We start from the raw sequence: 20,932 nt of genomic DNA on the forward strand, positions 1-20,932 counted from the left end.
TGGAGCTAGACATTTCTCAAGGTTAAAACCTATATACTTTATTGTCTTTTTTGAAAGGAGGCTCGGCAGCATGCAGCGCATTTTGTTTGTTTGTACAGGGAATACGTGCAGAAGCCCGATGGCAGAAGCGATTTTAAAAAGTAAAAAGATTGACGGTCTTGAAGTGAAGTCCGCGGGAATATATGCAGCAACGGGGAGTGAGGCATCTGCTCACGCCAAACAGGTGCTTGATTCTCATCATATTGAACATAACCATTCTTCCACTATGCTAAATATGGAATCTGTACAATGGGCAGATTTAATTTTAACGATGACGGGTTCGCATAAAAATGCCATTCTTCAACAATACCCTGATGCAGCCAGAAAAGTTTTCACTTTAAAGGAGTTTACGGGTGAGGACTATGATGTGGATGTAGTCGATCCGTTTGGCGGCAATTTGGCCATCTATCAGGAAACCTATCAAGAATTAGAAAAATTGATTACAAAGGCGATTGAAAAAATGTAAAGCTCTCAGTGGTGAGGGCTTTATATTTTTTTATCGGTATGTCAATATTAAGGAAGGATTAGTATAGGAGGTTATTAGATGAAAGTGGCATTAGCGTCTGATCATGGCGGGGTTAATATTCGTAAGGAAATCGCCAATTTAATGGATGAGCTCGGGATTGAATACCAGGATTTCGGCTGTGAGTGTGAGGGTTCTGTCGACTATCCAGATTATGCACTGCCGGTTGCTGAGAAGGTAGCGAGCGGTGAGTTTGATAGAGGGATCTTGATTTGCGGAACAGGAATTGGCATGAGTATTGCCGCGAACAAGGTAAAGGGTATCCGCTGTGCGCTTGTGCACGATACGTTTAGTGCAAAGGCAACACGTGCGCATAATGACACCAATATTCTCACGATGGGTGAGCGTGTAATCGGACCTGGACTTGCACGTGATATTGCACAAATTTGGCTGACAGAAGAGTTTGAAGGCGGCCGCCATGCCACTCGAGTTGGCAAAATCAGCGAATACGAGCAGAAGTAGGTTGAGGACAATGATTCAAGTATGGGAAAAAGAGCTTGAAACCATTTTAACTGAATTTCAAACGCAGGCTTCTTTGGTGCCGGGTCAGCTGGTGGTTGTGGGCTGCAGTACGAGTGAAGTAATCGGAGAAAAAATTGGAACATCGGGAACGATCGATGTAGCTGAGATGATTTTTCGTCAATTGGGCAGATTTGCGCAAGGTTCCGGTGTTGCGTTGGCGTTTCAGTGCTGTGAACACTTAAACAGGGCACTTGTGATTGAAAGAGTTGAGGCTGATAAACGCGGACTTGACGAGGTATCTGTGGTGCCAGTGCGGACTGCAGGTGGAGCAATGGCTACATATGCGTTTGGAAAAATGGAGGATGCCTGTGTCGTTGAATTTTTGAAGGCGGATGCAGGAATTGATATTGGTCATACTTTTATCGGCATGCACTTGAAGCATGTTGCGGTACCTATCAGAGTTACGCAGAAAAACGTTGGACATGCACATGTTACTTTGGCGAGAACCCGGCCAAAACTTATTGGCGGGGCTAGAGCGGTATATGAAAAGACAGTGGGGAATTCCAGCTGTAGGTAATTGTAAAACACGTATGATTTTTGGTATAATTTCAATAACGTTCGTATATAGTGTATTTTCTTTATCCTTTTACTAGGGTAAAATAAAAGAAATGGAGATTTTACGAATCTTCATTTCTCTTTTAGAGAGAAACGTGCTATTATATAGAGGGAATTTTCAAAAAGTTGATTCAGGTTTATACATACAGGGGGGATTACCATGAAGCATTTGTCTAATCAGGACAAGCAGGTATTTGAAGCGATTCAACAAGAATTAGGACGCCAGCGCGGAAAAATCGAATTAATTGCCTCAGAAAACTTTGTTAGTGAAGCGGTGATGGAAGCACAGGGATCTGTGTTAACCAACAAATATGCAGAAGGCTACCCAGGTCGCCGTTATTATGGCGGCTGCGAATACGTGGACATAGTCGAAGACCTTGCCCGCGAGCGCGCGAAGGAGATTTTTGGAGCGGAGTACGTAAACGTACAGCCACACTCTGGTGCACAGGCGAATATGGCTGTTTACTTTACGGTCCTTGACCAAGGCGACACCGTTCTTGGTATGAACCTTTCACACGGTGGTCATTTAACACACGGCAGCCCGGTTAATTTCAGTGGTGTTCAATATAAGTTCGTTGAGTACGGTGTGGATGAAACAACACATCTCATTAATTATGATGATGTCCTAGCAAAAGCACGCGAACATAAGCCAAAGATGATTGTTGCTGGTGCAAGTGCGTATCCTCGTGCGATAGATTTCGCTAAATTCCGTGAAATTGCGGATGAAGTGGGCGCTTATTTAATGGTTGATATGGCTCATATTGCTGGACTTGTGGCAGCTGGCCTTCACCAAAATCCAGTACCATACGCTGATTTTGTTACAACGACTACTCATAAAACTCTACGTGGACCACGTGGCGGGATGATTCTCTGCAAAGAGGAATTTGGCAAGAAAATCGACAAGTCGATCTTCCCTGGTATCCAAGGTGGACCGTTAATGCATGTTATTTCTGCGAAAGCTGTTGCTTTTGGTGAGGTGCTGCAGGAGAGCTTTAAGGAGTATGCAGGTCAGATCATTGCTAACGCAAAGCGTTTAGCGGAAGGCTTACAAAACGAAGGTATCAAGCTGGTTTCTGGTGGTACGGACAATCACTTGCTGCTTTTAGACATGCAGACACTCGGTTTAACAGGTAAAGTTGCTGAAAAGGTCCTTGATGAAGTAGGGATTACCGTTAACAAAAATACGATTCCGTTTGATCCTCAAAGTCCATTTGTAACGAGCGGTATCCGTATTGGTACAGCAGCGGTTACTAGCCGTGGCTTTGGATTAGAAGACATGGATGAAATTGCGTCAATCATTGCGTTTACCTTGAAAAATCATGAAGACGAAGCGAAGCTTAAAGAAGCTGCGGATCGTGTTAGTGCTTTAACAAGTAAATTTACGCTTTATCCTGAATATTAAACAACTTTTGAAATCGACTCTGTGAAGGGGTCGATTTCTTTTTTGATATTATTTGCTCTCTATATAGTTTTTCTGTAAAATGAGACGGAGTTAAATTTAATAAAAGGGGCGATCATTGTGGCAAAGGTATACGTCTTCGACCATCCACTTATTCAGCATAAACTTACATACATTCGTGATAAAAACACAGGAACGAAGGAGTTCCGTGAATTGGTAGACGAAGTGGCAACACTTATGGCATTTGAAATCACAAGAGATATGTCGCTTGAAGATATCGAAATTGAAACGCCAGTCTGCCCGACAAAATCAAAAGTTCTCTCCGGAAAAAAAATCGGTATCGTTCCGATATTGCGTGCTGGAATCGGCATGGTTGATGGGGTCTTAAAGTTAATCCCAGCTGCAAAGGTTGGTCATATTGGCTTATACCGCGACCCAGAAACATTAATGCCTGTGGAATACTACATCAAGTTACCAAGTGACGTGGAAGAACGTGAATTCATCGTCGTTGACCCAATGCTCGCAACCGGCGGTTCAGCCAATGTGGCGATTGATAGCTTGAAAAAGCGCGGCGCGAAACATATCAAGTTTATGTGTCTGATTGCAGCACCAGAAGGCGTTGAAGCGGTTAAGGCTGCACACCCGGACGTTGATATTTATATCGCTGCTTTAGATGAGAAGTTGAATGATCATGGATACATCGTACCTGGGCTAGGGGATGCTGGGGATCGGTTGTTCGGAACGAAATAAGGTTTTTAGAGCTGAGCAGAACAATTTTCTGCTCGGTTTTTTGGTTTGTTTGTTTACCTAAATAGGTATTTTATTTACAGATATTGGCTAATAGTCCAAAACCCTTTGAAAAAGGTCCATAACTGAAAGAAAATAGTCCAAAACCCATTAAAAAAAGTCCAAAACACCCCAAAAAAGGTCCATAACTTTTCCCGAACCTATTTTCCCAAAAATACCCCCAATAAGTTCACCGTATCTCCTTAATTTTTAAGCAGGATTACCCATTATAAGTAGAGAATTACCCTCTTAATTCAAAAAAAGAGGGGATTTCGTTGATCATGTTAGAATTAAAACTCCCAGTTCAGGCTGAACAATGCATAGCTTTATTAAGAAGGATGCCAAAAGGGCACCCAATAAGGTCGACTGTAGAAAAGGATCTACGATCATGGCTGAAAGGGTATTATGGAGAACTGAATGTAGCGTACCATCTATCGTTTTTACCAGAAAACGAATATTACATTTTTCATGGATTGCGTTTAATGGATAAATTAGCCTTCCAGATGGACGTGCTGCTGATATCTTCCAAATTTGTATTAATCATCGAAGTAAAAAATATTTCCGGTAAGTTAAAGTTTGAAAAGGGCTCGGACCTTATGATTAGGGAATTAAATAACCTAGAAGAAGGGATGGATAACCCTATACAGCAGGTGAAAAGGCACCACCTTCAATTTAATAATTGGTTGAAGTTTCACCAATTTAAGGGGATACCGATGGAGCACCTAGTAGTAATTAGTAAAACGTCTACTATTATAGAAACAACCCCTGATAACCAACAAATTTTTCAAAAAATTATCTATGCTGAATCGCTGCTTGATAAGATAAGAAATTTGGAAGAAAAGTATCAAAAGCCCCGCATTACAAAAAATACTCTGACTCACTTATCCGAGACCCTCTTAAAAGCTCATCATATCTGCATTCCAGACATTCTTCAAAAATACAATTTATCCCAAACTGATTTGATACCGGGTGTACAGTGTACGAATAGTAAATGCAAATGTTACCCAATGGAGTATATTTCAGCATCATGGCGGTGTGACACATGCAAAGAAACCTCCAAAACCGCACACATACCAGCTGTAAGTGATTATTTCCTTCTCTACGGTCCAACCATTACTAGGAAGCAGTTTGCTGAATTTCTAAAGATTGATTCCCCAATAAAAGCTAGATACTTGCTGCTTGCTCTAAATCTCTCCTCCACCGGCCAAAAACGCGGCACCAAATACTATCTTTCGAAAAACTGCATATTTTCCCCTCACGATGAAAACTCTATGAAAAAAGGGGGATTTTTTATATGAAAAAATGGACACTTTTATTCGTACTCGTTTTTTCCCTCCAAACCGCTACATCTGCCCGTTCACTTGAGACACCACCGATACCGAAAGAACGGGTTGCCATTGTGGTTCTTGAAGAACCGCAATCCCCACAGGACATCGAACAACTTATAAAACCCTATAAAGACATTCACCTGCGCCATGTTTTCCAGGAGGCAATTTATGGTTTTTCCGTAGAAGGGAATCCGGAATCAATAGAGAAATTGGCGGAGGCCAGCAAACAAATTATAAGTGTTTCCCCGGTGAATCAGTACAAGGTGCAGGCGGAGGAAAGCGTCAAGATTATTGGCGGTGAAGAGATTCGCGGCCTTTTTGATAAAAAAAACCGCCGGTTGACTGGGAAAGGAATCACAGTCGGGGTCATCGATACGGGTGTAGATTACACACATCCTGACCTGAGAAGGAATTTTGCGGGCGGACGAGATCTCGTTGATAATGATGCTGATCCAATGGAAACAAAAACGCTGGGAAGGGCGACGGTTCATGGCACCCATGTGGCTGGAATTATTGCCGCAAATGGAAAGCTAAAGGGAGTCGCACCGGAGGCGAAAATTGTCGCTTACCGTGCCCTAGGTCCAGGTGGCGGGGGGACGACTGAGAATGTGCTTGCCGCAATTGAGCAGGCAATAAAAGACAAAGTCGATATCATGAATCTTTCGCTTGGCAATGATATTAACGGTCCGGACCTGCCCATCTCCCTTGCTCTGAATAGAGCGGTGGATAAAGGGATTGTTGCCATCGCAGCATCGGGTAATTCGGGTCCGAATATCTGGACTGTTGGTTCACCGGGAACAGCTTCAAAGGCGATATCGGTTGGAGCTTCGACGCCTACCTTAGAAGTCCCTCACATTCTAATAGAAGGAATCCGAGATAAAATCAAGATTCAGCCACTGGCGGGCTCGAGTAATTGGGCAATTGACCGCTCCCTTCCGATTGTAGATGGCGGGCTCGGTACGAAGGCAGAATTAAAGGACGTAATGGGAAGTATAGTTCTTATTAAAAGAGGGAAATTAACCTTTACAGAAAAAGCAAAGAACGCCCGGGAGGCTGGGGCGAAGGCGGTTATTATTTACAATAACTTGAGCGGCGGGTTTATGGGGAATCTGGAAACTCAGGTCGATATACCGGTCGGTTCCATCACAAAGAAAGAGGGGGAGGTTTTAAAAAACAAAACCAATACCTTAGCGAGAATCGATGTGACAGAGGAAAAGGATCTGCTCGCCGACTTTAGCTCGAGGGGGCCGGTTACGGACACTTGGGAGGTCAAGCCGGATATTGTTGCACCAGGGGTAGCGATTAACTCGACGATTCCCGGGGGTTATCTTTCTCTCCAGGGAACGAGTATGGCAGCACCACATGTGGCGGGGGCGTGCGCGCTCATTAAACAGGCACATCCAGAGTGGACCCCAGATCAAATTAAGGCTGCCCTGATGAATACTGCCAAACCGTTAGTGAAAAACGGTAAACCTTACCGCACTTACGAGCAGGGGGCAGGAAGAATTCAGGTTAATGAAGCGGTAAAAGCCACCTCACTTGTCAGTCCAAGTTCACTCCGATTTGGGAAATTTGAGAGTGAAGGGGATACGCACAAAGCATTTTTGCATGTTGAAAATCAGAGTGAGAACCCGGTGCGCTATACCTTCGACATACCCAAGCGTGCAGATGGTCTAGAATGGCACTTCCCACTGGCTTTTACACTGCAACCAGGAGAAACCCGAGACGCTAAGCTTGAACTAAAAGTGAATCCTATAGAGTTAAAGGGGAAGATCCATGATGGTTATTTAACCATTCAAGCTGGAGCTAATTCCATTCAAATTCCCTATATTTATGTACTTGAGGAACCGAATTACCCGAGGGTAATGGGATTTGATTTTAAGGATGGCGACCAGCAGGGAACGTATCGTTATGAGGTCTACCTGCCGGGTGGGGCAGAGGAATTTGGAATCGCGCTTTTCAATCCGGATGATTTCCGCTTCGTTGGCTTTTTAGACAGCAATCAGAATGTAAAGAAAGGATTGGTCAGCAAGGTGATTACGGCGGAGAACCTCCCGCCTGAAGGAACCTATCTTGCCAAGGTGTTTGCCAAAAAGGCAGGGAGAGAAGATTTTATTGAAACCATGCTCGTCATTGGATCTGCAGTAAGATAAATTAGACTGGGGTGGTGTGATCCGCCACTCCTGGTCAATTTGTTCACAAAATGGTCACATTTTCAACATGAAACTACCGGCGAATTACACTACAATTATAGTGTTAACTAAAACTTCCAAATGGAAGAAATTACTCAGAATAGAATGTACGTAATTTCACGTAAATCCATTGACTTTGCAGAATCGCTATTGTATGCTAACAAAGGATGTAAAATGAGAGGGTTTTCACATAAATCGACAGAATCCTCAGAAATTCTACATATCTTCTTTTTGTACATAACCTCGTTTTTTGATTGTATTCTCTAAAGGTGAGGATGCGATAGTATGCGTAATGAAAACCGCAATCCGTTCAAAGCATATGCCCTAATGTCCGCTATTCTTGCAGCTCTTGTGGGATCCATTCTTATCGGTATTTTTGCAGGCAGATGGCTGGATAAGCAGTGGGGTACAGAACCAATTTTCTTAATAGTTGGATTGTTTATTGGTTTAGCGGCCGGTATTTACTCGATGCTTGTTACAATTCGCAAGTTCAATTCAGGAGATTAAACCAACCATGCCAGAATTTCAAACAATGTTTGTCCGACAGCGAAAGTGGATGTTTTTCATATTGTCTTTTTATGTGCTTGGTTGGGGGTTCACTGCGCATCAATCAATCTTTCTTGGATTGATTCTTGGGACAAGTTTGAGCCTCTTTAATTTGTGGTTGATGGCTCGAAAAATCGACAAATTTGGTCAAGCAGCAACTGAAGGAAGACAAATTCGTTCGCTTGGATCTTTTTCACGAATGGCAACCGCAGCTCTAGCGATTGTCATCACTTTGAGGTATCCTGAGCAATTTCACCTCATTAGTGTGGTTATAGGATTAATGACATCCTACATTGTCATTATGATAGATTTTTTTATCCACAATTTCTATTCAGATAAATAGCGGGGGAAGCGAGGTGAATACTGTTGCATCACGAAGCTCCAATAGTTACGTTTCTTGGGCTCCAATTTAATCTGGCAAACATTTTGATGATTACAATAGCAAGTGCAATTGTCTTTTTGTTAGCCGTCCTATCTACTCGAAAGCTGGCCATGAAACCGACCGGAATGCAAAACTTTATGGAATGGGTCATGGATTTTGTTAAAAACATTATAAACAGTACGATGGATTGGAAAGATGGCGGACGATTTCATATTCTCGGAATCACCATCATCATGTATATCTTTGTTTCGAATATGCTGGGGCTGCCATTCTCAATTACGGTAGACGGAGTTCTTTGGTGGAAATCACCAACAGCAGATCCGGCTGTAACGTTGACGCTAGCCACATTGATAGTGGGATTATCTCACTTCTACGGTGTCAAGATGAAAGGTGCCGGAGCATATGGAAAGGAATTCTTTAAACCATTCTGGTTTATGTTCCCGATTAAAATTATTGAAGAGTTTGCAAATACTCTGACTCTCGGTCTCCGACTTTACGGAAACATTTATGCGGGGGAAATTTTATTAAGCTTACTCGCAGCTGGTTTAGCAACCGGTGTGGGCGGAACAATCGCCGCAGCACTGCCAATGCTTGTATGGCAAGGCTTCTCACTCTTTGTCGGCGCCATCCAATCATTTATTTTCTGTATGTTAACAATGGTGTACTTAGCTCATAAAGTGAGCAGCGACCATTAAGATAAACCTGTTCATTTCAAGAAAAGCGGAAGCGCCTTGTCCAGGGGCGACAGGCATAAGACGAGCTGGCAAGAAGGTTGCTCTTTAACCTTATTGACAGATTGGCTTATGACCCCGAGCCACTAGGCGCTGGAGCTGGACAAATATGAACAAAAAATAAGAATTCATTTTTTTATACATTAAAGGAGGAAATTTTCAAATGGGTCTTTTAGCAGCAGCAATCGCAATTGGTTTAGCAGCACTAGGTGCTGGTATCGGTAACGGTCTTATCGTATCAAAAACAGTAGAAGGTATCGCTCGTCAACCAGAAGCTCGTGGTATGCTTCAAACTACAATGTTCATCGGGGTTGCGTTAGTTGAGGCGATTCCAATTATCGCGGTTGTTATCGCGTTCATGGTTCAAGGTCAATAATCGAACGCTTCAAAAGTGTTCATATAAATGGCGAAGATCATTCGTGAGAACCTTCGCCATTCGTTTATGTTCATTAATGTTCATTAACGATTGATTTCGACAATTATTTCGACTGATATATAGGTTGTTTTAAGGAAAGACCTTGAAAGGAGTGAACCGCGGGTGTTAACAAATAGTTTTGTATTAGGAGCTGCAGCAGCCCATACTGGTGTGAACTGGGGAGATATTATTTTCCAGCTTGTTATGTTCATCATCTTAATGGTATTGCTTAAAATATTCGCTTGGGGCCCATTAATGGGCATCATGAAACAGCGTGAAGAGCATGTTGCTGGTGAAATTTCAGCGGCTGAACAAAGTCGTGTCGAAGCAAAGAAACTATTAGAAGAGCAACGTTCTCTTTTAAAAGAAGCTCGTTCAGAAGCGCAAGTTTTAATTGAAAGTGCGAAAAAGCAGGGCGATATTCAGCGTGATGAAATCATTGCTGTTGCACGCACAGAAGCTGATCGTATTAAAGAATCTGCTAAGCTTGAAATCGAGCAGCAGAAAGAAAAAGCGGTTGCCGCTATTCGTGAACAAGTTGCTTCCTTGTCTGTATTAATTGCTTCAAAAGTTATTGAAAAAGAATTGAATGCAGCAGACCAAGATAAACTGATTAACGAATATATTCAAGAGGCAGGAGATAAGCGATGAGCAACTCCATGGTAGCTAAACGCTACGCGTTGGCTCTTTTTCAAATCGCAAAAGAACAGCAGCTTCTTGGAGTAGTAGAAGAAGAACTTCGTGTAGTAAAGGAAGTTTTTGCTTACAACACCGATTTAAAAGCCGTCTTAAAGTCTTCTAAGCTTCCTATTAATAAGAAAAAAGAGATTTTAACAGCTGCTTTTACATCTGTTAATCCATATGTACTGAATACACTAATGATTTTGATTGATCGCCATCGCGAAGACGAAATCATTGAAGTAGCAAACCAATTCTTTGAACTAGCAAATGAAGAAAAGGGAATTGCCGATGCTGAAGTTTATAGCACACGGGAGCTTTCAGAAGCAGAACGTGAAGCAATCTCTGCAACATTTGGAGCAAAGGTTGGCAAGAAATCACTTAGAATTGAAAATATCGTGGATTCCGAATTGCTCGGCGGCGTTAAGCTCCGAATCGGAAACCGTATATACGACGGTTCTTTGCGCGGGAAGCTAGACCGTTTAGAACGTAAATTGTTAAGCTAAGATTCGAAAGAATAGGGGTGAAACTCATGAGCATCAAAGCTGAAGAAATTAGTGCCCTGATAAAAAAGCAAATTGAAAACTATCAGGCTGAAATTCAAGTGAGTGATGTTGGTACTGTTATCTCCGTAGGTGATGGTATCGCACGTGTTCATGGCCTCGACAATGTCATGGCTGGAGAACTTGTTGAATTTTCAAACGGCGTTATGGGTATGGCTCAAAACCTTGAAGCCAATAACGTTGGTATTATCATTCTTGGACCTTTCACTGAAATTAAAGAAGGTGACGAGGTTCGACGTACAGGACGCATCATGGAGGTTCCAGTAGGTGAGGAACTAATTGGTCGTGTTGTTAACTCTTTAGGACAACCAGTTGATGGTATGGGTCCAATCAATACTACAAAAACTCGCCCTGTTGAAGCAGTTGCTTCAGGCGTTATGGCTCGTAAATCCGTTCATGAGCCATTACAAACAGGTATTAAAGCGATTGACGCGCTTGTGCCAATCGGCCGTGGTCAACGTGAGTTAATTATCGGAGACCGTCAAACAGGTAAAACATCTGTTGCAATTGATACAATCATAAACCAAAAAGGTCAAAACATGATCTGTATCTACGTTGCTATAGGTCAAAAGGAATCAACAGTACGTGGTGCAGTTGAATCCCTTCGTAAATTTGGAGCATTAGATTACACAATCGTTGTTACTGCATCTGCGTCTCAACCAGCTCCATTGCTATTCTTAGCTCCTTATGCGGGCGTTTCAATGGCAGAAGAATTCATGTACAACGGCAAGCACGTTTTAATCGTATATGATGATTTATCAAAACAAGCGGCTGCATATCGTGAACTTTCCCTATTACTTCGTCGTCCTCCAGGTCGTGAAGCATATCCAGGGGATGTATTCTACTTGCACTCCCGTTTACTTGAGCGTGCAGCTAAATTGAACGACACACTTGGTGCTGGTTCAATCACTGCGTTGCCATTTATCGAAACACAAGCAGGGGACGTTTCTGCTTATATTCCAACTAACGTTATCTCCATCACAGATGGACAAATTTTCTTACAATCAGATCTATTCTTCTCCGGTGTACGTCCAGCGATCAACGCAGGTCTTTCCGTTTCTCGTGTAGGAGGATCCGCGCAAATCAAGGCGATGAAGAAGGTAGCAGGTACACTGCGTCTTGACCTTGCTTCATACCGTGAATTAGAAGCATTTGCACAGTTCGGCTCTGACCTTGATAAAGCAACGCAAGCGAAGCTTAACCGTGGTGCACGTACCGTTGAAGTTCTAAAACAAGATCTTCACAAGCCGCTTTCCGTTGAAAAGCAAGTAGCCATTCTTTATGCATTAACACGCGGATTCTTGGATGATATTCCATTAGAAGATATCCGTCGTTTCGAATCAGAATACCTTAATTGGTTAGACCACAATCGCAAAGACTTGTTAGACCATATTAAAAATACGAAGGATCTTCCTTCTGATGACGATATGGCTGCTGCACTAAACGCCTTCAAAAAGACGTTCGCAGTTTCCGAATAAGTAGGGTCTGACAATTGAAAATGGGTGTTTAAACAGTGGAAACAGGCACCCAAAACCGTGCCTGTCACCACTGTTTAACCCCCAAACACATTCTTTGAATGAGGGTGGTGAGAACCTATGGCATCATTACGCGATATAAAAAATAGTATTAATTCTACAAAAAAGATGAGTCAGATTACCAAAGCAATGGAGATGACTTCCGCAGCTAAATGGAACCGTGGAGTTATGAATGCAAAAGCATTTGTCCCTTACATGGAAAAAATCCAGGAAGTTACAGTGGCAGTCGCAATGGGCAGTAAAGGGATTAATCATCCTATGCTTCAATCTCGACCTGTTAAGAAAACGGGTTATATTGTTATGACTTCTGACCGTGGTCTGGCTGGTGCTTTTAACAGTAACGTGATTCGACGTGTGTACCAAACAATCGAAAAACGTCACAAGTCGAAAGATGAATACTCGATCATTGCAATCGGTCGTGTAGCGCGTGACTTTTTTGTTAAGCGCGGCATTAATGTCGATCTTGAAATTGTTGGAGTATCGGATCAGCCGAACTTCGAAAGCGTTAAAGATATTACCAGTAGTACGGTAGGTATGTTCTCCGATGGAACCTTCGATGAACTTTACTTATTCTATACTCATTATAAAAGCGCAATTACGCAAGAGGTAATGGAGAAGAAGCTGCTTCCGTTAACGGATATTTCAACTACTTCAAAGCTTACTTCTTATGAATTTGAGCCATCTGCAGAAGAAATTTTGGACGTTCTCTTGCCTCAGTATGCTGAGAGCTTAATTTATGGCGCTCTTTTAGACAGCAAAGCAAGTGAGCATGCGGCCCGGATGACTGCGATGAGAAATGCTACTGATAATGCAAAAGAAATGATCAAAAATTATTCACTTATCTACAATCGTGCTCGTCAAGCAGCGATTACGCAAGAAATTGCGGAAATCGTCGGTGGAGCGGCTGCATTAGAGTAGAATCTACATTTTAAAATGAACCCCATTCAGGGTCCTTAATAAGTTCTGCTGGGCGGGAATGAGTTCATCGTTCCCGATTACATATCAGGACTATAACGTGTTAAGTGTGATTCACAGGTTCCTTTTTAAAAAAGGGGTTTGTGAAAAAGTAAGATAGGAGGGAAAATAATGAATAAAGGACGCGTTCTTCAGATTTTGGGTCCGGTTATTGACGTTAAGTTTGAAAACGGTCAGCTTCCTGAGATTTATAACGCTTTGCGTATTGAATTCAAAGCGCAGAATCAATCAGAAGTTGATATTAACTTAACTCTTGAAGTAGCCCTTCATTTAGGTGATGATACGGTTCGTACGATTGCAATGGCTTCCACTGATGGTGTAATGCGTGGAATGGATGTTGTTGATACAGGAGCAGCTATTTCTGTACCTGTTGGGAACGTAACTCTTGGCCGTGTATTTAACGTATTAGGTGAAGTAATTGACCTTAACGAGGAAATTCCAGCGAGTGAGCGCCGTGATTCGATTCACCGTGAAGCTCCAACGTTTGAAAATCTTTCTACTGAAGTAGAAATTCTTGAAACGGGTATTAAAGTAGTAGACTTACTTGCTCCTTATATTAAGGGTGGTAAGATCGGTCTATTCGGTGGTGCCGGTGTAGGTAAAACTGTACTTATCCAGGAATTAATCAATAACATCGCGCAAGAGCACAGCGGTATTTCTGTATTCGCTGGTGTTGGTGAGCGTACACGTGAAGGTAATGACCTTTATCATGAAATGACGGATTCAGGCGTTATCAAGCAAACGGCGATGGTATTCGGACAAATGAACGAGCCGCCAGGAGCACGTATGCGTGTTGCCTTGACTGGTTTGACAATGGCTGAATATTTCCGTGATGAGCAAGGACAGGACGTTCTTTTCTTCATGGATAACATTTTCCGTTTCACGCAAGCAGGTTCGGAAGTGTCGGCGCTATTAGGCCGTATGCCTTCTGCCGTAGGTTACCAGCCAACGCTTGCTACTGAAATGGGTCGTTTACAGGAACGTATTACTTCAACAAATAAAGGTTCTGTAACATCAATCCAAGCGATTTACGTACCAGCCGATGACTATACGGATCCGGCTCCGGCTACAACATTCGCTCACTTAGATGCGACTACAAACCTTGAGCGTAAGCTATCTGAAATGGGTATCTACCCTGCGGTGGATCCACTTGCTTCGACTTCTCGTGCATTGTCACCTGAAATCGTTGGCGAAGAGCATTACAATGTAGCGCGCCAAGTTCAATCAACTTTACAACGTTACCGTGAATTACAAGATATCATTGCGATCCTTGGTATGGATGAGCTTTCTGATGATGATAAGTTAGTGGTACTTCGTGCACGTCGTGTACAAAACTTCTTATCACAGAACTTCCACGTTGCTGAACAGTTTACTGGCCAGCCAGGATCTTATGTACCTGTAAAGGAAACGGTTCGTGGTTTCAAAGAAGTCCTTGAAGGTAAGTATGACCACCTTCCAGAAGACGCATTCCGCTTAGTTGGACGTATTGAAGACGTAGTGGAAAATGCAAAACGCATGGGTGTAGAGGCCTAAGGCCTGTCAGGAGGGTAAAAAATGAAGACGATTGAAGTCAGTGTTGTTACTCCGAATGGCCCGGTGTATGAGTCAGATGTGGAAATGGTTATTACGAAGGCTCAAAGTGGTGAATTAGGTATTTTACCTGGACATATTCCAATGGTTGCTCCTTTAGCAATTGGGGTAGTCCGCATGAAGAAGAATGGCAAGGAGCAGGATCTTATTGCGGTGAGCGGTGGCTTCCTAGAAGTCCGTCCTGATAAAGTAACAATCCTAGCCCAAGCCGCTGAAAAAGCAGAGGATATCGACGTTGAACGTGCACTAAGAGCGAAAGAACGTGCCGAGCAGCGTATGAAAGAGCAGAAAGTGGAAGACATCGACTTCCGTCGTGCTGAATTAGCCCTGCAGCGTGCCATTAACCGTCTGACGGTTACAGGAAAACAATAATAGTTATGAATCAAACCCCTGCTGGTCGACGGACTAGTAGGGGTTTTTTGGTGTTTGGGTTGGTTGGGCGAGTTTGAGTGTTTGGGACGTAAACGGGTGGATTTGTCACGAGTATTTTTTATATCGGCACTTAGGTTGGGGTTTTCTGAAATATGGTCATATTGTTTGGATATGGTTTATGGATAAATCGAGGAAGTTTGCCCAAACCGTGGTGAATTCCAAGATAAATACTTAGGGGCCAATCTTTCGACTGGCTTTTTTAGTGTTTATACGTGGTGGGATTAATTAGGCAGGTAAACAAATGGTTTATGCAGGTGAAGGAAAGAAAAATGCAGGTAGGGGTGTGAATTAGGCAGGTGGAGGAGGGAGAATGGCAGGTAAGAGGTAGGGAGGAGGAAATTTTGGGGGGGATTTGAAATGGGGAAGGGGGTTTTGATTGTTTTTTATGGAGAAAATGACGATGGCCAGTCTTCCGACTGGCTTTTTAAGTGTTTGTAGGGTGGTGGGATTATTTAGGCAGGTAAACAAATGGTTTATGCAGGTGAAGGAGGGAAATATCAGGTAAGTGGGGTGGGGAGGAACTTAGTCCGTCTTCTGACTGGCATTTATAGGAATTTAGTAGGGTGTTGATGATATTTATTACTTTTTAATAGAAATTACTGAATGATTTGGTTTATTGTGAATATGATGGTGGTGATGGGTTGTACATGTATGCTGGGATTTAGTATGTTTTGTTTTTCTTTTTGTATAGATGCGTACTTTTTGGTGAAGTTTTTATGACAATTCTCACTGACAATAGTGAATTTTTGTTGTTAAATGTCGATATAGGGAACAACTTGTGGCTCTTGCGAGCCAACTACTAGGCACGTCATCTTTCGCTACGCTGCAGATCACGTGCATGAAGTGCAAGGTTTTACAATTCGCTCTTGCGTCATCTCTGAAGTGACTTCAGGGAGCCTTTTCTGCGAGATCACGCAAACGCTCAGGGGGGTGGGGCCCTTGTGTCGCAAAACCAGGCTGCGAACAAAATTGGAAATTCTATCGCCATGTGCTAACGTACCGCTGCGCTTCAGCTATCGCTGAAGCTTTGCAAAACTGCCCAATCCAAGGCGATTTTGCGAGCGAGCTCACAATCGCTTGGATTGGGCAGTTTTGCGGCGATAGAATTTCCAATTTTAATGGGGTGGTGTTGTCGACACAGGTTTGTAACAATGCTATAATGTTATCGGTTACAAGTTTCATTTGTATGAAAATTTTCAACATTGGAGGGATGGACTTGGAACTTTTGAATTTATATCAGAATAATTATCTGATAGTTTTTGTGTTCCTCTGTCTTGGGGTGCTGCTGCCGTTGGTGGCTTTATTTTTGGGTAAGTTTTTGCGTCCTCATAAGCCGAGTGTCGAGAAGTATACCACTTATGAGAGCGGTATTGATCCATTTCACGATTCCCGTGTACAGTTCAATGTCCGCTATTATATTTTTGCCCTTATGTTTGTTATTTTTGATGTAGAGACTGTGTTTTTATATCCATGGGCGGTTGCCTATGATAAGCTGGGGATTTTTGCGTTAATTGAGATGTTAATTTTCGTAATTATGCTGTTAATTGGCTTAATCTACGCTTGGAAGAAGAAGGTGCTACGATGGACTTAAAACTAGATGACCTTTCACCACAGGAAATGAAAGAGTTAGAACGAAATGTGTTTTTTGCGACGCTGGAGCAAATTAAGGCTTGGGCACGAAGCAATTCTTTGTGGCCGATGACTTTTGGTCTGGCTTGTTGTGCGATTGAAATGATGGGTACGGGTGGGGCTAACTATGACCTTGACCGGTTTGGGACCATCTTCCGTACGTCGCCAAGGCAATCGGATTGCATGATTGTGTCTGGTACGGTTACGAAGAAGATGGCGCCGATTGTTCGCCGTTTGTATGATCAAATGCCAGAGCCGAAATGGGTTATTGCGATGGGATCTTGTGCAACTGCAGGTGGACCGTATGTGAAGTCTTATGCCGTTGTGAAGGGTGTCGATCAAATCGTCCCTGTTGATGTTTATATCCCTGGATGTCCGCCAAACCCGGCCGCATTAATTTATGGAATAAATAAATTAAAGGAAAAGATTCGCTATGAAGCGAAGACTGGGAAGAAGGTGATCTAACCGATGAGCGGGGAAAAGGATCTCGATCAATTAAAAAGAGAAGCGGCTGAGAAAGCGAAGGCGGCAGCGTTAGCGAAGCGTCAAGCGAAGGAAGCCGGGGAAGGTGCTCCAAAGCAGGAGGACAAACCTTCTGAACAAGCGCTTAGTCAGGACACACAGCCGGCTCAAACAGCGGGAACGCCTGCTGAAGATGGTGCCGATCTTGCGAAGAAAAAGGCAGCGGCAGCAGAGAAGGCTAAAGCGGCTGCACTAGCAAAGAAGAAGCGCGAAGGTATTGTAGAGGAAGAAGCTCCTGCTCCGGTTGAAACGACACCTGCTTCCGCTGAAACAAGCGAAGACGGAGACGACCTTGCTAAGAAGAAAGCAGCAGCGGTAGCGAAAGCCAAAGCAGCTGCAGCAGCGAAGCGTAAAGCGATGGAGCTAGCGGCAGGTAATGCACCGGCTGAAGAAACTCCAGCACCCGAAGCGCCAGTAGCAGCTGAAACGAGCGATGATGGAGACGATCTTGCTAAGAAGAAGGCAGCAGCGGTAGCGAAGGCTAAAGCGGCGGCAGCGGCCAAGCGTAAAGCGATGGAGTTAGCGGGAGAATCAGCACCAGCCGAAGAAACACCAGCAGCTGAAACGACGATCGATGATGGTGATGACCTTGCGAAGAAAAAGGCAGCTGCGGTAGCAAAAGCAAAAGCGGCTGCAGCAGCGAAACGTAAGGCGATGGAGCTTGCAGGTGAAGGTGCACCGGCTGTTGAACCAGCAGGAGATGACGCTAAGGCGAAGGCGGCAGCGGCAGCAAAGGCGAAAGCAGCGGCGGCGGCGAAAGCAAAGGCAGCGGCAGCGGCAAAAGCGAAGGCAGCTGGTACCGGTGACGCAGACACTGCGGCGGGCAGCGATGATGAAAAAGCCAAAGCGAAAGCGGCAGCAGTAGCGAAAGCAAAAGCAGCGGCAGCAGCAAAGGCCAAAGCAGCAGGCGCAGCAAAAGGCGGCGACGTATCGCCTGCCGATACGGCCGAGCAGCCATCACCAAATCAGCCTTTCTTAGACAAGTACAGGAAGGTTATTGAAGAAAACTTAGGCTCTGATGTTTTAGAAGATTCTTATATTAATAAATTATCTAAAGACGTTCCGACACTTGTTGCGAAGAAAGATACATATTTCAAGGTAGCTCAATTTTTAAAATATAATGAGCTCCTAGGGTTCGATTATCTATCTGAGCTGCATGGAACAGATTTTGTTACACATATGGAAGTGTATGTTCACTTATTCTCATACAAAAATCGCCAATCCGTGGCGTTAAAAGTGAAGATTGACCGCGATGAACCAACAATCGAGTCCTTGCAGCCAATTTGGGCAGGAGCCAACTGGCCTGAATGCGAAGCTTATGATTTACTAGGAATTAAGTTTACCGGACATCCGAATTTACATCGGATTATGCTAGGAGAAGATTGGGTTGGCCATCCACTGCGTAAAGATTATGAACCGTATGATGTGGAGGTATAGCCAATGATCAGAACAGAAGAAATGCTGCTTAACGTCGGTCCTCAGCATCCTAGTACGCACGGAGTATTCCGGCTTGTCGTCAAAATCGATGGGGAAATCATTACTGAGGCAACCCCTGTCATCGGTTATTTACACCGCGGAACAGAAAAGCTGGCCGAGGACCTGCAATATACCCAGATTATCCCTTACACCGACCGGATGGACTATTTGTCCGCAATGACGAATAACTATGTCATCTGTCATGCCGTCGAAACGATGATGGGAATCCAAATTCCTGAACGTGCTGACTTTTTGCGGGTAATGGCGATGGAATTAGGGCGTATCGCGAGCCACCTGGTTGCTTGGGGAACATACATCCTCGACCTTGGGGCGACAAGTCCGTTCATCTATGCGTTCCGTGACCGTGAAATGATCATCAATATGCTTAACGAATTATCAGGTGCACGCTTGACCTTTAATTATATGCGTGTTGGCGGGGTAAAGTGGGACGCTCCAGAAGGCTGGGTTGACGGGGTAAGAGAATTTGTTCCTTATTTGCGCGAACAGCTGAAAGGCTACCATGACCTTGTATCTGGAAATGAAATCTTTTTAGACCGTGTAAAAGGGGTTGGCGTTTATTCAAAAGAAGAGGCCATCAACTATTCACTCAGCGGTCCAAACCTTCGCAGTACCGGCGTCAAATGGGACCTTCGTAAAGATGAACCATATTCAATCTATGACCGTTTTGACTTTAACATTGTCACAAGGGACGAAGGAGATTGCCTAGCACGTTACCATGTGCGCCTTGAAGAAATCGAAGAATCCTTGAAAATCCTTGAGCAGGCATGTGAACAATTCCCTGCTGAAGGTGAAATAATGGCCAAAGTGCCAAAAATCATCAAAGCACCAAAAGGGGAAGCATTTGTAAGAATTGAATCTCCACGTGGGGAAATCGGCTGCTATATCTCAAGTGACGGTAAAAAAGAACCGTATCGCTTGAAGTTTAGAAGACCTTCATTCTATAATCTGCAAATTCTCCCTAAATTATTAGTAGGCGAAAACATTGCAAACTTGATTGCGATTTTAGGGGCAGTTGACATTGTCCTTGGGGAGGTGGACGGCTAATGGTAGAAGAGTTGCTCCAATCAAGTCCTGGCTTGATGAACTTTGGAATCTTCTTTTTACTCGCAGTTGTCTTACTATTAGTAGTCTTAGGTTTCGTAACTTATGCGATATTAGCAGAGCGAAAGGTTTTAGGATACATGCAGGCCCGTCACGGCCCAAACCAGCTGGGCGGTAAGTGGGGATTATTGCAAACCGTAGCAGACGTTCTTAAACTCTTACTAAAAGAAGACGTTATTCCAAAGGCAGCCGACAGGCCGTTATTTATCATTGCGCCAATCATTGCCTTTACTCCAGCCTTTATGGTCCTCGCGACCATCCCGTTTACAGACAAATTTCAATTTGCTGATATCGGGGTTGGCTTGCTCTATTATATTGCTGTTTCCGGAATGACTATATTCGGAATGGTTCTCGGCGGCTGGGCATCCAACAATAAATATGCGCTCCTAGGAGGCATGCGTGCAGGCGCACAGATGATCTCCTACGAAATTCCGCTTGTTATGTCCGTTTTAGGTGTCATCCTATTAACGGGAAGCTTGAATTTAACGGATATCGTTGTACAGCAGGAGCATGGCTGGTTCATACTTTATCAGCCAATCGCTTTTATCGTGTTTTTCATCGCATCCATTGCAGAATTAAACCGGACACCCTTTGACCTTCCTGAATCAGAGAACGAACTGGTTGCCGGATACTTTGTTGAGTACTCAGGATTCCGCTGGGCATTCTTCATGCTCACAGAATACGTGTACATGTTTGCGATGTCATCACTAATCACCGTCATCTTCTTAGGCGGATGGCTGCCACCGCTGGATATCTTAGGATTTATCCCTGGCGCCGTATGGTTTGCACTCAAATTCAGCGTCGTTGTCTTTGTATACATGTGGCTGCGGGCCACACTACCACGCTTTAGAATCGACCGATTAATGGAATTTGCGTGGAAAGTGCTATTCCCAGTCGCATTAGCAAACATATTCTTAACAGCCTTAATCAAAACACTATTTTTCTAAGGCTATTTGAAAATGCTGTGTTAAAGGATACTGTTGATTTTAGAA

The 20,932-nt window shown here is 43.6% G+C and carries 22 protein-coding genes; all 22 read left to right on the forward strand.

Translation table 11 applies throughout. The features are described 5' to 3' along the window. Positions 1–70 precede the first annotated feature (70 nt). The 22 genes from CHI06_RS06070 (at position 71) to nuoH (ending at position 20,887) form a co-directional block, all read left to right on the forward strand. Positions 71–505, forward strand: coding sequence for a low molecular weight protein arginine phosphatase (locus tag CHI06_RS06070; RefSeq protein WP_095247533.1), 435 nt, complete (start codon positions 71–73; stop codon positions 503–505). Between the two features lie 78 nt (positions 506–583). Beyond that, complete coding sequence (gene rpiB / locus CHI06_RS06075) at positions 584–1,024, forward strand: ribose 5-phosphate isomerase B (protein WP_095247534.1); 441 nt, start codon at positions 584–586, stop codon at positions 1,022–1,024. A 10-nt stretch (positions 1,025–1,034) separates the two neighbouring features. Beyond that, positions 1,035–1,601 carry a TIGR01440 family protein gene (locus tag CHI06_RS06080; protein ID WP_095247535.1) on the forward strand — a complete coding sequence of 189 codons (567 nt, stop codon included), beginning with the start codon at positions 1,035–1,037 and terminating at the stop codon, positions 1,599–1,601. Between the two features lie 198 nt (positions 1,602–1,799). Then, positions 1,800–3,041 (forward strand): serine hydroxymethyltransferase, encoded by a 1,242-nt coding sequence (gene glyA / locus CHI06_RS06085; RefSeq protein WP_095247536.1) that lies wholly within the window; start codon positions 1,800–1,802, stop codon positions 3,039–3,041. Positions 3,042–3,158: 117 nt separating this feature from the next. Further along, positions 3,159–3,788, forward strand: a complete 630-nt coding sequence (upp, locus tag CHI06_RS06090; protein ID WP_095247537.1) for a uracil phosphoribosyltransferase — start codon at positions 3,159–3,161, stop codon at positions 3,786–3,788. Positions 3,789–4,105: 317 nt separating this feature from the next. Beyond that, positions 4,106–5,122 carry a nuclease-related domain-containing protein gene (locus tag CHI06_RS06095; RefSeq protein WP_095247538.1) on the forward strand — a complete coding sequence of 339 codons (1,017 nt, stop codon included), beginning with the start codon at positions 4,106–4,108 and terminating at the stop codon, positions 5,120–5,122. Continuing rightward, positions 5,119–7,305 carry a S8 family serine peptidase gene (locus tag CHI06_RS06100; protein WP_095247539.1) on the forward strand — a complete coding sequence of 729 codons (2,187 nt, stop codon included), beginning with the start codon at positions 5,119–5,121 and terminating at the stop codon, positions 7,303–7,305. The genes CHI06_RS06095 and CHI06_RS06100 overlap by 4 nt, the downstream gene beginning before the upstream one ends. A gap of 324 nt (positions 7,306–7,629) precedes the next feature. Beyond that, on the forward strand, positions 7,630–7,851 hold the full coding sequence (locus CHI06_RS06105) for an AtpZ/AtpI family protein (RefSeq protein ID WP_095247540.1): 222 nt from the start codon (positions 7,630–7,632) through the stop codon (positions 7,849–7,851). A 7-nt stretch (positions 7,852–7,858) separates the two neighbouring features. Beyond that, positions 7,859–8,233 (forward strand): ATP synthase subunit I, encoded by a 375-nt coding sequence (locus tag CHI06_RS06110; protein ID WP_095247541.1) that lies wholly within the window; start codon positions 7,859–7,861, stop codon positions 8,231–8,233. A 23-nt stretch (positions 8,234–8,256) separates the two neighbouring features. Beyond that, positions 8,257–8,967 carry a F0F1 ATP synthase subunit A gene (gene atpB / locus CHI06_RS06115; RefSeq protein ID WP_095247542.1) on the forward strand — a complete coding sequence of 237 codons (711 nt, stop codon included), beginning with the start codon at positions 8,257–8,259 and terminating at the stop codon, positions 8,965–8,967. 199 nt (positions 8,968–9,166) lie between these two features. Further along, positions 9,167–9,379 carry a F0F1 ATP synthase subunit C gene (gene atpE, locus CHI06_RS06120; RefSeq protein WP_053368380.1) on the forward strand — a complete coding sequence of 71 codons (213 nt, stop codon included), beginning with the start codon at positions 9,167–9,169 and terminating at the stop codon, positions 9,377–9,379. A gap of 162 nt (positions 9,380–9,541) precedes the next feature. Beyond that, complete coding sequence (locus CHI06_RS06125; RefSeq protein ID WP_095247543.1) at positions 9,542–10,069, forward strand: F0F1 ATP synthase subunit B; 528 nt, start codon at positions 9,542–9,544, stop codon at positions 10,067–10,069. Then, positions 10,066–10,602, forward strand: coding sequence for a F0F1 ATP synthase subunit delta (locus tag CHI06_RS06130; protein ID WP_095247544.1), 537 nt, complete (start codon positions 10,066–10,068; stop codon positions 10,600–10,602). Before CHI06_RS06125 ends, CHI06_RS06130 begins: the two co-directional genes overlap by 4 nt. Positions 10,603–10,628: 26 nt before the next feature. Next, a complete protein-coding gene (gene atpA, locus CHI06_RS06135) occupies positions 10,629–12,137 on the forward strand; it encodes a F0F1 ATP synthase subunit alpha (RefSeq protein WP_095247545.1) in 1,509 nt (502 codons plus the stop codon). 117 nt (positions 12,138–12,254) lie between these two features. Then, the gene (gene atpG, locus CHI06_RS06140; RefSeq protein WP_095247546.1) at positions 12,255–13,112 is read left to right on the forward strand and encodes an ATP synthase F1 subunit gamma; all 858 of its coding nucleotides are present in this window, start codon (positions 12,255–12,257) and stop codon (positions 13,110–13,112) included. A 168-nt stretch (positions 13,113–13,280) separates the two neighbouring features. Beyond that, complete coding sequence (gene atpD / locus CHI06_RS06145) at positions 13,281–14,702, forward strand: F0F1 ATP synthase subunit beta (protein ID WP_095247547.1); 1,422 nt, start codon at positions 13,281–13,283, stop codon at positions 14,700–14,702. Between the two features lie 21 nt (positions 14,703–14,723). Then, the gene (locus CHI06_RS06150) at positions 14,724–15,131 is read left to right on the forward strand and encodes a F0F1 ATP synthase subunit epsilon (RefSeq protein ID WP_095247548.1); all 408 of its coding nucleotides are present in this window, start codon (positions 14,724–14,726) and stop codon (positions 15,129–15,131) included. A 1,276-nt stretch (positions 15,132–16,407) separates the two neighbouring features. Continuing rightward, positions 16,408–16,782, forward strand: a complete 375-nt coding sequence (locus CHI06_RS06155) for an NADH-quinone oxidoreductase subunit A (RefSeq protein ID WP_095247549.1) — start codon at positions 16,408–16,410, stop codon at positions 16,780–16,782. Further along, positions 16,773–17,285: a NuoB/complex I 20 kDa subunit family protein gene (locus CHI06_RS06160; protein WP_133369727.1), complete on the forward strand. Its 513-nt coding sequence runs from the start codon at positions 16,773–16,775 to the stop codon at positions 17,283–17,285. Before CHI06_RS06155 ends, CHI06_RS06160 begins: the two co-directional genes overlap by 10 nt. A gap of 3 nt (positions 17,286–17,288) precedes the next feature. Next, positions 17,289–18,779 carry an NADH-quinone oxidoreductase subunit C gene (locus CHI06_RS06165; RefSeq protein WP_095247551.1) on the forward strand — a complete coding sequence of 497 codons (1,491 nt, stop codon included), beginning with the start codon at positions 17,289–17,291 and terminating at the stop codon, positions 18,777–18,779. A gap of 3 nt (positions 18,780–18,782) precedes the next feature. Further along, positions 18,783–19,883, forward strand: a complete 1,101-nt coding sequence (locus CHI06_RS06170) for an NADH-quinone oxidoreductase subunit D (protein WP_095247552.1) — start codon at positions 18,783–18,785, stop codon at positions 19,881–19,883. Next, the gene (nuoH, locus tag CHI06_RS06175) at positions 19,883–20,887 is read left to right on the forward strand and encodes an NADH-quinone oxidoreductase subunit NuoH (protein WP_095247553.1); all 1,005 of its coding nucleotides are present in this window, start codon (positions 19,883–19,885) and stop codon (positions 20,885–20,887) included. The genes CHI06_RS06170 and nuoH overlap by 1 nt, the downstream gene beginning before the upstream one ends. Positions 20,888–20,932 lie beyond the last annotated feature (45 nt).

This window comes from Bacillus sp. 7884-1 (genome assembly GCF_002272245.1).
Taxonomy (GTDB): Bacteria; Bacillota; Bacilli; order Bacillales; family Cytobacillaceae; genus Neobacillus.

What these genes read in the sequence shown, in the direction of transcription:
- glyA (WP_095247536.1), top strand. Translation starts at nt 1,800, where the DNA reads ATGAAGCATTTGTCTAATCAGGACAAGCAGGTATTTGAAGCGATTCAA.
- CHI06_RS06080 (WP_095247535.1), top strand. Translation starts at nt 1,035, where the DNA reads ATGATTCAAGTATGGGAAAAAGAGCTTGAAACCATTTTAACTGAATTT.
- CHI06_RS06070 (WP_095247533.1), top strand. Translation starts at nt 71, where the DNA reads ATGCAGCGCATTTTGTTTGTTTGTACAGGGAATACGTGCAGAAGCCCG.
- atpA (WP_095247545.1), top strand. Translation starts at nt 10,629, where the DNA reads ATGAGCATCAAAGCTGAAGAAATTAGTGCCCTGATAAAAAAGCAAATT.
- CHI06_RS06110 (WP_095247541.1), top strand. Translation starts at nt 7,859, where the DNA reads ATGCCAGAATTTCAAACAATGTTTGTCCGACAGCGAAAGTGGATGTTT.
- CHI06_RS06095 (WP_095247538.1), top strand. Translation starts at nt 4,106, where the DNA reads ATGTTAGAATTAAAACTCCCAGTTCAGGCTGAACAATGCATAGCTTTA.
- CHI06_RS06100 (WP_095247539.1), top strand. Translation starts at nt 5,119, where the DNA reads ATGAAAAAATGGACACTTTTATTCGTACTCGTTTTTTCCCTCCAAACC.
- nuoH (WP_095247553.1), top strand. Translation starts at nt 19,883, where the DNA reads ATGGTAGAAGAGTTGCTCCAATCAAGTCCTGGCTTGATGAACTTTGGA.
- CHI06_RS06165 (WP_095247551.1), top strand. Translation starts at nt 17,289, where the DNA reads ATGAGCGGGGAAAAGGATCTCGATCAATTAAAAAGAGAAGCGGCTGAG.
- CHI06_RS06160 (WP_133369727.1), top strand. Translation starts at nt 16,773, where the DNA reads ATGGACTTAAAACTAGATGACCTTTCACCACAGGAAATGAAAGAGTTA.
- atpE (WP_053368380.1), top strand. Translation starts at nt 9,167, where the DNA reads ATGGGTCTTTTAGCAGCAGCAATCGCAATTGGTTTAGCAGCACTAGGT.
- rpiB (WP_095247534.1), top strand. Translation starts at nt 584, where the DNA reads ATGAAAGTGGCATTAGCGTCTGATCATGGCGGGGTTAATATTCGTAAG.
- CHI06_RS06170 (WP_095247552.1), top strand. Translation starts at nt 18,783, where the DNA reads ATGATCAGAACAGAAGAAATGCTGCTTAACGTCGGTCCTCAGCATCCT.
- CHI06_RS06130 (WP_095247544.1), top strand. Translation starts at nt 10,066, where the DNA reads ATGAGCAACTCCATGGTAGCTAAACGCTACGCGTTGGCTCTTTTTCAA.
- CHI06_RS06105 (WP_095247540.1), top strand. Translation starts at nt 7,630, where the DNA reads ATGCGTAATGAAAACCGCAATCCGTTCAAAGCATATGCCCTAATGTCC.
- CHI06_RS06150 (WP_095247548.1), top strand. Translation starts at nt 14,724, where the DNA reads ATGAAGACGATTGAAGTCAGTGTTGTTACTCCGAATGGCCCGGTGTAT.
- atpG (WP_095247546.1), top strand. Translation starts at nt 12,255, where the DNA reads ATGGCATCATTACGCGATATAAAAAATAGTATTAATTCTACAAAAAAG.
- atpD (WP_095247547.1), top strand. Translation starts at nt 13,281, where the DNA reads ATGAATAAAGGACGCGTTCTTCAGATTTTGGGTCCGGTTATTGACGTT.